This is a genomic window from Acidovorax delafieldii 2AN (genome assembly GCF_000175235.1).
GTDB classification, from domain to species: domain Bacteria; phylum Pseudomonadota; class Gammaproteobacteria; order Burkholderiales; family Burkholderiaceae_C; genus Acidovorax; species Acidovorax delafieldii_B.
In genome coordinates, this window is the sequence record NZ_ACQT01000529.1 from 1 (window position 1) to 1,135 (window position 1,135).

Consider the following 1,135-nt stretch of genomic DNA (forward strand, 5'->3'; position numbering starts at 1 on the left):
AGCACGCCGCCCAGGCCGTCGCGGCTGCGCGTCCATTGCACCGCTCGGGCATCGGCCAGGTATTCGCGCTGGCGCGATACGGCCGCTTTCAGCATGCGGCCGGCCAGCCAACCGGCGAAACCCGCCAGCATGATGGCCGAGCCAAACAGCCATGCCAGCCCCCGCCGCTCGCGCACCTCGTCGCCAAAGTTGTAGACCAGCTCCAGCCCGTAGACCATGCCCGCCAGGCGCATCTTCAGGCGCGTGTCGCCCTCGTGCAGATGGCTGAGCTCGTGGGCCACCATGCCCTGCAGTTCTTCGCGCGTGAGATGGTCGAGCGCCCCCTGGGTGACCGCCACCACGGCATCGCTGGCATCCCATCCGGCGGCAAAGGCGTTGATGGCGCCGGTGCGCGGCAGCACCATGATCTGCGGCTGCGGCATGTGGGCGGCAATGCACAGTTCATGAACGATGTTGCACAGGCGCTGCTCGGCATGCGACACGCTGGGCCGGGCCTCGCGCGCCCCGACGCGCTGCGCCAGCTTCACACCGCCAGCGCGCAGGTTGGAGGTTTCCACCCACCAGCCGCCCAGCACCAGCATCAGCGACACCCCCACGTTCACCGCCAGGAAGCCGGCCGGAAACGGCAGGCGCACCGGCAGCACCGCCACCATGAGCAGCCACGCCACCACCAGCGCCAGGTGAACGGCCACCACCAGAACGGCCACGGCCAGCGCGAAGGCCAGCAGCAGGCGGCGGGTTTCGCTGCGGGCGCTGTGCTGGTGGTCCCAGAACTTCATCGGATCAGCGTGAAAACGCCCGGACGCACGCGCCCATCAGAACTGAACGCGGGGCGCCGCGCGCTCGGCCTCGCTGCGCGTGGCTTCGAGCATGGGCGCGGTGGGAAAGCCCAACAGGCGTGCCACCACCAGGGCCGGAAACTGCGCGGCCTCGTCGTTGAATTCAAGCACCTGATCGTTGTAGGCCTGGCGCGCAAAACCCAGGCGGTTCTCGGTACTGGTGAGTTCTTCGCTGAGCGACTGCATGGTGGCGTCGGCCTTGAGGTCGGGATAGCTCTCGGCCACGGCCATCAGGCGGCCCAGGCTGCCGCCCAGCGCCTGTTCGGCCACCGCCAGCGCGCCCATGGCGCTGGCAC

General features: G+C 69.4%; 2 protein-coding genes. Both read right to left on the minus strand.

Features of this window, described 5'->3' with window-relative positions:
- Positions 1 to 779: M48 family metalloprotease (locus tag ACDELDRAFT_RS22805; RefSeq protein ID WP_005801485.1), on the minus strand; the 779-nt coding region annotated here is incomplete at its 3' end.
- 36 nt (positions 780 to 815) lie between these two features.
- Positions 816 to 1,135 (minus strand): LemA family protein (locus tag ACDELDRAFT_RS22810; RefSeq protein WP_040330804.1); only part of this gene is annotated, 320 nt, incomplete at its 5' end.